At 58.6% G+C, this 295-nt stretch carries 1 pseudogene; it reads right to left on the bottom strand.

The annotated features are described in order from the left end of the window. A pseudogene (locus tag J9892_RS21595) lies at window positions 1-254 on the bottom strand (transposase family protein); the annotation flags it as partial. Between the last annotated feature and the right edge of the window lie 41 nt (window positions 255-295).

The raw sequence follows: 295 nt of genomic DNA, 5'->3' as shown, positions 1-295 counted from the left end.
ACGCGACCACAGCGCAGACAGTCGACGCGGCGAACAGGCAGTTGTAACCAGACTTGTCGGTCAAATAGGTCTCGCTCACGCACCCGGCGGATACGTTGGTCGTGGATCAATGGCGTGGGTTGCAGGCATCGGCGACAACGGGGCAACAGGTCGGCGCGAGGCTCAAGGGTAAACAGGGTGTGATGGTTGGCAGAAAGCGCTTGGGCGATGACGGTATAACCTGGCCAGAAGGAGGCAATATCAATATGATGCACGGCGACAGCAGGGTGATGGTGGTGGTGTGTTTGGAGACAGC

It is taken from the genome of Aeromonas sp. Prich7-2, assembly GCF_017939255.1.
Taxonomy (GTDB): domain Bacteria; phylum Pseudomonadota; class Gammaproteobacteria; order Enterobacterales; family Aeromonadaceae; genus Aeromonas; species Aeromonas caviae.
This window is presented reverse-complemented; position numbering and strand designations above follow the sequence as displayed.